This is a genomic window from Ruminococcus sp. CAG:57 (assembly GCF_000435935.1).
Classification (GTDB): Bacteria; Bacillota; Clostridia; order Oscillospirales; family Ruminococcaceae; genus Hominimerdicola; species Hominimerdicola aceti.
Window position 1 is genome coordinate 102,049 of the sequence record NZ_FR890700.1, and the last position, 7,940, is coordinate 109,988.

Here is a 7,940-nt window from a genome sequence, read left to right on the forward strand (position 1 = left end):
CTTTTCCTCAGGGTCTGTTATGCCTTTAAGCTTTTCGAGGAACTGTTTCTGACAGTTTACTCTCACAAATCTCATATCGAAAAGTCTTGTGAAAGTTTCCTCAACAAAGTCGCCCTCGTCTTTTCTCATAAGGCCCTGATCTACGAACACGCAGGTGAGCTGTTTGCCCACTGCAAGGCTGATAAGTCCTGCGGCAACTGATGAGTCAACTCCGCCTGAAAGTCCCAAAACTACTTTCTTATCGCCTATCTGCTCTTTAAGCTTTGCAACTGTGTTCTCGATAAAGTTATCCATTACCCAATCGCCTTTACAGCCACAGACCTCGTAAAGAAAGTTTTTCAAAATGACGTTACCATACTCACTGTGAGTTACCTCAGGGTGGAACTGAACGGCATATATCTTCTTCTCTGCATTCTCCATTGACGCACATGGGCAATCATCTGAATGGGAAGTGATAACAAAGCCCTCAGGTGCTTCGCTGACATAGTCGGTATGGCTCATCCATACGATATTCTTATCAGGAACGTCCTTGAAAAGCTTGCTCTCTGCGGAGGCTGTTATCTCTATCTTGCCGTACTCGCTCTTTTTACAGCTTTCTACCTTTCCGCCGCTCATCCATGAAATAAGCTGACAGCCGTAGCAGATGCCGAGAACTGGTATGCCAAGGTCAAGTATAGCCTTGTCATAATGCGGGGAAGTCATATCATAAACGGAGTTTGGTCCGCCTGTGAAGATTATGCCCTTATAGCCTGCTGCTTTTATTTCTTCAAGTGGAGTTTCAAAGCTTTTTATCTCTGCATAAACGTGGTGATCTCTCACACGTCTTGCGATAAGCTGATTGTACTGTCCGCCAAAGTCAAGCACCAGTATCTTCTCATGTGACATATATTTACCTCTTTTCCTTATGTTTTTTGAAATACATAAATATTATAACACGTTGCCGTCCCTTTTTCAAGAGCAATTTACACACTCTTTGAAGCATGGGGTAAATTAATTGTGAACACCTGACATCATGCAGGAAAATATTTGTTGATTATAGCTGTTGTAATTTGCTAATAGCTATGCTATAATGAATAGGTATTGTAAAATGCGTGTAAATCAACAGAAAAGAGTATATTGTAATGAAAGAACAACAAAACATTCAAACACAGCAGGCAAAGGATAAAAAAGGCTTGCTGAAAAAGATAGGAGCATGGTTTGCGTCGCCTGACGGAATGCAAACATTACGATTTATAAGTGCCATAGTGGCAGTTATAACGATAGGAGTCATCTGTGCTTTGTTGGGCATATACATGGACAAAGACAACTTCCTGCCGAAAGAGCGAAATTATGCGCTTATAGGGGCTTGTGCTGTTGAGCTGGCACTGATATTTATTATTGCGAAATTTTTCTCAATGCAAAAGAAGCTGAGAAAGAGCGAAACAAAGGGCTGCATCGACCCTTTCACGGCGGCTTTTATGCTTGGACTAAATTCTTATTTTCTTCCGGACTTTGTAATGGGGTCATATTTTCCAAAGAGCAATGTGCTTTACATTCTCCTTGGAATATTGCTCTGCTGGCTTTTATATCTTATAGGTGCGGTGATATTCCCAAAGCCACACGCCTGGTTTTGCGGAGTGAACGTCATATTTGCCATATATGCTTTGGCACAGTATTATGTCACCGAGTTCAGGGGGAATCCTGTTCAGTTTGCCGACCTTGCCAACATAAAGTCAGTCAGTGAGATAAACGGAATGTACTCACTGTTTTTAGACAGCAAAGTGATGTTTGTGCTTTGTGATCTTATTCTTATTTTCGCTGTAACGGTGACGACAAAAGTAAGGAAGATAAAAATACGCAGCAGGATAATATCGTGTGTGGCTGTTATCGCAGGATGTTTCGTATTCGTATATGGCGGCAGGTTTGCCTATGACCTTGGTATAAAGAACAGATACATCAGGCTGAACTTTTCAGGTGCAGAAAATGCAGACACATACAGGTGCGTAGGCTATGACCTTATGTTCTGCTTTGACGGAATGTTTAACCGTGTGACGAAGCCTGATGGCTACTCCACTCAAAAGGCTGAGGATATCATAACTCAGTATGAGGTACAAAAGGCTGACAAAAAGCCTGCTATCATTGCTATCATGAACGAATCCTTTGCAGACTTTGAGCATATCGCTCAGTTCAAGACTAACAAAGACTATCTGCCCAACTATCACAAATTGCAGGAGGAAAGCATAAGCGGATATGTTTCCGTTTCGGCATATGGCGGTTATTCCTGCAACTCTGAGTATGAATTTCTCACCGGCAACACCCTTGGCTTTTTGCCGTCGGGAAGTGCAGTATTCACCCAATATCTCAACGACAAACAAAACGGTCTTGTAAGCTGGCTAAACGAGCTTGGCTACACAACGCAGGCTATCTCGCCTTGCTCTGAGGGACTATGGGATATAGGCAACGCCTATGAACAGCTTCAATTCAAAGACAGGATATACAATTGTCAGGACAGAATGAGCGATATCCAATATTTCAACGGAAATATCACAGATGAAACCATTTTCAGATATATTGAAGAGCAATATGAAAGACATGCAGGCTCGCCTTATTTTGTATGGACAGCGACCATGCAGAACCATGCGCCGTATGATCATCCGGAGGGTGTTATTCATGAGATAACCTTTGAGGACTACAACGACCCTGCGGCACAGGAATATCTAAATCTTATCTATCAGTCTGACAAGGCGTTGGGAGAGCTTATAAACTATTTCCGACACAAGCAGGAAGAGGTCATAATCGTAATGTTCGGCGACCATTATCCGCATATCATAGACTTCACGGAATATCTCTATGGCAAGGACGTGGCTTTACTTTCAACGGAGGATTACTCAAGACTTCGACAGACTCCTTTCCTTATTTGGAGCAACAAGGGCGTTGAAGCGGAGAAGATAGACGATATAAGCCTTAACTATCTTTCAAACGAGGTCATGGAAGCGGCTGGACTCCCAAAGTCGAGATATCAGCAGGAGCTTGACAAGATACGCTGTGACATTCCGATAATAAGCTCTTACGGCTACAAGACGGCTGACGGAGAATGGTATTCTATAAATGATGTGGCTGACAAATACAAGGACACGCTGAACGAATATGAAACTGTGCAGTATTACAAAATGTTTGATGAAAAGCGTGACAATAGTGTAAATTAGGCTGTTAAAAAACACAAACAACAAAAAAAGTGGGACGATTCCCTACAAAACAATAAACGGACGAAGCTTTTTTACTTCGTCCGTTTCGTTTTATAATGCGTGTCAAAATGCGGGCGAACACTGTTCGCCACTACAAATAACTACATAATTATGCGCTTATTTTTTTTATCCTGTGACCTTTTTCTCGAACATGAACATTCCCATGACATCGTTCATTATGCTGTCAGAAGCGACCTTCTTGCTGTTCTTTGTCATTTGCCTTACGACAGTCTGACCGTCATTCTTGCCGAATATCATAACATAATCGTCGCCGCTTTCGGAAGTTCCCTCATAGGACACCTGATTTTTAAAGATGTTATATTTCCACTTGCCGTCTTTGAAATATGCGTCAACGGCTTCACCGTAATTTTCGCTTGCCAATTTCATTTCGGTATCGAAATCGTAGGTGGAATGTCTTACGCTGAATATTCTCACAAAAGCGATCACAAAATATATCACCAGTATTACCACTGTGATCTTAAACAGAGTCTTTAGTATCTTTTTGCCCTTACCATAATTCTCTTTGCCGCTGCTTGAATGTTCAGTTGGGGTGCGCCTATAGTCTGCCGCACTCATTTCTCTGTTTCGGTCTGTCTCTCTTACACGCTTTACCCTGCGAGCTTCCTGCTCTCGGCGCATTCTTTCCTCTGCTTCGGCTCTTTTCGGGTGTTCGTAAACACGCTTCGGTATGCCCTGTATCCTTGAACGGTCTATAAACTCCTGCTCGCCACGTCTTTGGGTCGATGAGGCGATAGGTACCATTTTTCCGCAGTTGGTGCATATCTTAGCTCCGTCCTCCAGCTTAGAACCGCAGAATGTACAATGTCTGCTCATTATTACCAATCCTTTACACACTTAGAACTGTTTTGTTTGTCGAAGTTTTTTCTATATCTATGTTGGACTATCCGCCCGTTTTCTTTAATGACACGGGCGAACGCTGTTCGCCCCTACAAATCTTCTTTATCTATATTTACAGATATCTTACAACGCCCACAACCTTGCCAAGTATGCTTACTTCGTCTACTATGATAGGATCCATGGTGTCATTTTCAGGCTGCAGTCTGTAATGGCCGTCCTCTTTATAGAAAGTCTTTATGGTAGCTGACTCGTTGTCAACAAGTGCGCAGACTATATCACCGTTTTCTGCATATGGGGTCTGCTCTATAACTACCATATCTCCGTCAAGGATAGCGGCGTTTATCATGGACTCTCCCCTTACCTTTAGGGCAAAAAGCGGATTGCTGTAATGCCTTGCAGGCTGGAAGCTTATATAGTCTGTTATCTCCTCAATGGCAGTGATAGGGATACCTGCGGTGACAGTTCCCACAAGGGGGATCTTCATGCCGTTGCCGCCTGTGAGCCTTATGGCTCTGTTCTGGTTATTTCCCTTTTCAAGAAGACCTTTTGCGGTGAGATTATTTATATATCTATGGGCTGTTGAGGTAGACTTAAAGCCAAACTCCGCACATATCTCCCTAACTGTCGGCGGATATCCCTCTTCTATGCGATCCTTTATGAACTCGAATACCATTTTCTCGTTCTCGGTTACTTTTCTCATAGCTCCGTCCTTTCTGTTATATCAATAAATCTTTATCTTCTAAGCCTAAAGCTCTTTTGCAAGCCTTTTTGCAAGCTTATAGACATCTCCGCAGCCAAGAGTTATAACAAGGTCGCCCTCCTTGCAGTTTTTCTTTATATAGTCGATACACTGTGAGAAGTTATATTCCTTCTGCTGTGCAGTCTGCTTGTCAACAAGCTCGTGGTCGGTCTTGAACCAAACTGCATTTGGTATCTTCTCTGCAAGCTGTTCAGCATAAACACCGTCGGTATTTTTCTCACGGCTTCCCATGATATCCGTTACAACGGCAATATCTGCAATAGAAAGCGCTTTCACAAAATCGTTCATGAGTATCTTTGTTCTTGAATAGGTGAAAGGCTGGAAAACTGCCCACACTCTGTTGAAATCAAGACCCTTTGCGGCTTTCAGTGTACACTCGATCTCCTTTGGGTGGTGAGCGTAATCATCAACGATAGTAACGCCCTTGACCTCGGCTATCTTCTCGAAACGTCTTATTGCGCCAAAGAAAGTATCAAGTCCCTTTTCGATACCCTCCCATGAAACGCCTGAATATCTTGCGGCAGCGATAGCTGCAAGGGCGTTCATGACGTTATGGTCGCCAGGAACGTGGATAGTAAGCTCTCTGACGAACTCGCCCTTATGATAAAGCTCAAAGCGTGTCTGCAAGCCTTTTTTCGACTTTATAACGGCAGAATAATCGTTTTTCTTATCCCAGCCAAAAGATATCATTTCCTTGTCGACACCCTCAACGGCTTTCAGGGTATTTGCGTCATCGCCATTATAGATAACGGCTTTTGAAGCCATGGTTGCAAACTTATGGAAAGACTTTATGATATTTTCAATATTCTTGAAATACTCAAGGTGGTCTGCGTCAACGTTCAGGATAATTGAAACGTCAGGGAAAAGTCTGAGAAAATGGTCCTCGAACTCACAGGATTCACAGACCATAGTTTGTGATGAGCCTGCCTTGCCTGAGCCGCCTATGCTTGGGAGCTTTCCACCTATAACGCAGGAAAGGTCAGTACCCTCCTGAACGAATATCTGTGTGAGCATGGAAGAAGTTGTGGTCTTTCCGTGAGTGCCTGAAACGCAAAGAGCGTTCGTATACCAGCTTGTGACAAGGCCAAGTATCTCGGCTCTTTCGCAGCAGATCGCACCGCTTGCCTTTGCGGCGATAAGCTCAGGGTTATCTGCCATTATTGCGGCGGTATAGATTATAAGGTCTGCACCCTTGATATTCTCGGCTCTCTGACCGAGAAAGACTTCGATGCCAAGCTTTCTTACGGCTTCAAGAGTTTCGGTTTCGTTATTGTCTGAGCCTGTGATGAAATATCCCTTTGAATGGAATATCTGCACCAGAGGGTACATACCAGAGCCGCCTATACCGATAAAATGAACGTGCTTTATATTTTTCAAGATCTCATTTGTTATCATCTTTGTAATACTCCTTAGAATAATAGATAATTCAGAATGTATGTTTATTTTATTATATAACATTTCTAAAAAAAAATAAACCCCTTTTTTGATTATTTTTCAAAAAAAGAGGCAAAAATATTACTACAGGCATTACATCACAAGAAAGGACGCATGAAAATGACTATAACAGAGATAAAATTCAGAAGATTTATAAACGAGGGCAAGCTCAGAGCCGTTGTGAGCCTGACCTTTGACGGCAGTTTTGCGGTACATGATATCAAGATAGTGCAGGGAGAGGAGCGACTTTTTGTGGCTATGCCCAGCCGCCGTGATGACAACGGGGTTTTCCGTGATATCGTTCACCCCATCGACAGCGAGCTTCGCAATGAGATAGAGGGAGAGATACTTTCTGCTTACCGCATGGAGCTTGACAGGCAGGCGGCGGAACAGCAGGATCTAAGCTGAGAACGACAAAAAAAAGCCGATAAAACAGGCATAAAAAACGGGCGAACAATGTGAAATGTTCGCCCTATTATTTTTTCGGCTTTTAGCCCCAAATTTTATCGCCCATGTTTGAGAGATAAGCTGTAAGCTCCTCCGCCATTTCATACTGCTCAGGAAGTCTTGGGTGACCGGGGGTCGCCTTGCCTGTTCTTGTGAACATGAAGTGTGTTATCTTCTGGTCATTAAGCTCGTTTGCTATCTCGTCAACGGCTTTATCCCACTCCTCACCGTGGCAGAGAACTGTCAGCAGAAGCACGAATGTTGCGTTTGGATATTTGCTTCTAAGGTCAAGGATAATGCTCTTGTAGGCATTTTTCCACTTTGCTCTGTAATCGGGATCGGCGATATCGAAATCCTCGTGGCCCTCGTTATGCGGGTCGTTCTGACCCACTGCAAAAAGCACAACGTCAGGGGTATAATTCTCAAAATCCCAAGGCGTTACGCCCTTTGCACCCTCTGGGAAATAGCAAAGCTTATTGTATACAGACTCCATGCCGATATAATTCGGGGCATGATAATAGCCAGTGTTGTCGAAAATTGCGATACCGCCCTGTGCGATATTATGGATCTGTGCGCCGAGGTTTCTTGCTGTTATCATTGCATAGCTATGCCATGCGTTATCGTAAACTCCCTGATGATCCTCAGGGTCACAGCTTGCAACAAAGTCAACTGCCTCGCACACTGCGCCTGCAGAAACAGAGTCGCCATAGCACTCTATTTTTCTTGCAGGGAGAGGAGGATTTTCAAGAACTTCTCCGTCGGGGTCTATTTCAAAGCCCACGAACTCAAAGTAATGGGAAGCGTCCTGCCTTTTAAAAAGGGTGACGGTATGAGTGCCTTTTTCAAGGTCACAAGCGATATCAAGGGTGATATCCTCGTCATTTTTATCGAAAGTCACCTTGCCCTCTTTGCCGTCCATAACAAAGCCAAGCTCCTGAATGTTGAAATACTTATGGTTTTTTATCACGGCGGACACGCTTGTGCCTGTGAAAGTCATTTTTACATTTGAGCCTGCGTAATAAAACTCAGGGCGTGTTTTGTCGGAAAAGTCTATTCTGCCCATATAAGTAAGAAAGCTGTTGTCTGCTGTTATAAGCTTTTTATTCTCTGCCATTTTTTCATATCCTTTCGATACTATGATTTTTTGCATATGTTTATTTTAGCTTTTCAAGGCGTTTTTGTCAAGGATATAAAACGTTTTCAGAGAAATATTTTTA

7 protein-coding genes are annotated in these 7,940 nt (G+C 43.2%); 2 read left to right on the plus strand and 5 right to left on the minus strand.

Annotated elements, in window-relative coordinates; genetic code table 11:
* Positions 1-885: glutamine-hydrolyzing GMP synthase (guaA, locus tag QVO88_RS02970; RefSeq protein WP_288177738.1), on the minus strand; the 885-nt coding region annotated here is incomplete at its 3' end.
* Positions 886-1,121: 236 nt separating this feature from the next.
* Here guaA and QVO88_RS02975 point away from each other — a divergent pair.
* A complete protein-coding gene (locus QVO88_RS02975; RefSeq protein ID WP_022287044.1) occupies positions 1,122-3,185 on the plus strand; it encodes an LTA synthase family protein in 2,064 nt (687 codons plus the stop codon).
* A 165-nt stretch (positions 3,186-3,350) separates the two neighbouring features.
* On the opposite strand, the gene QVO88_RS02980 is transcribed toward QVO88_RS02975, so the two are convergent.
* The 3 genes from QVO88_RS02980 to murC form a co-directional block, all read right to left on the minus strand.
* Positions 3,351-4,058 carry a zinc ribbon domain-containing protein gene (locus QVO88_RS02980; protein ID WP_022287045.1) on the minus strand — a complete coding sequence of 236 codons (708 nt, stop codon included), beginning with the start codon at positions 4,056-4,058 and terminating at the stop codon, positions 3,351-3,353.
* Between the two features lie 136 nt (positions 4,059-4,194).
* Positions 4,195-4,782, minus strand: coding sequence for a transcriptional repressor LexA (gene lexA / locus QVO88_RS02985; RefSeq protein WP_022287046.1), 588 nt, complete (start codon positions 4,780-4,782; stop codon positions 4,195-4,197).
* Between the two features lie 45 nt (positions 4,783-4,827).
* Complete coding sequence (gene murC, locus QVO88_RS02990; protein WP_022287047.1) at positions 4,828-6,237, minus strand: UDP-N-acetylmuramate--L-alanine ligase; 1,410 nt, start codon at positions 6,235-6,237, stop codon at positions 4,828-4,830.
* 159 nt (positions 6,238-6,396) lie between these two features.
* Here murC and spoVG point away from each other — a divergent pair, with 159 nt between their 5' ends.
* Positions 6,397-6,684, plus strand: a complete 288-nt coding sequence (gene spoVG, locus QVO88_RS02995; protein WP_022287048.1) for a septation regulator SpoVG — start codon at positions 6,397-6,399, stop codon at positions 6,682-6,684.
* A gap of 82 nt (positions 6,685-6,766) precedes the next feature.
* Here spoVG and QVO88_RS03000 read toward each other — a convergent pair whose 3' ends face one another.
* The gene (locus QVO88_RS03000) at positions 6,767-7,837 is read right to left on the minus strand and encodes a GDSL-type esterase/lipase family protein (RefSeq protein WP_022287049.1); all 1,071 of its coding nucleotides are present in this window, start codon (positions 7,835-7,837) and stop codon (positions 6,767-6,769) included.
* Positions 7,838-7,940 lie beyond the last annotated feature (103 nt).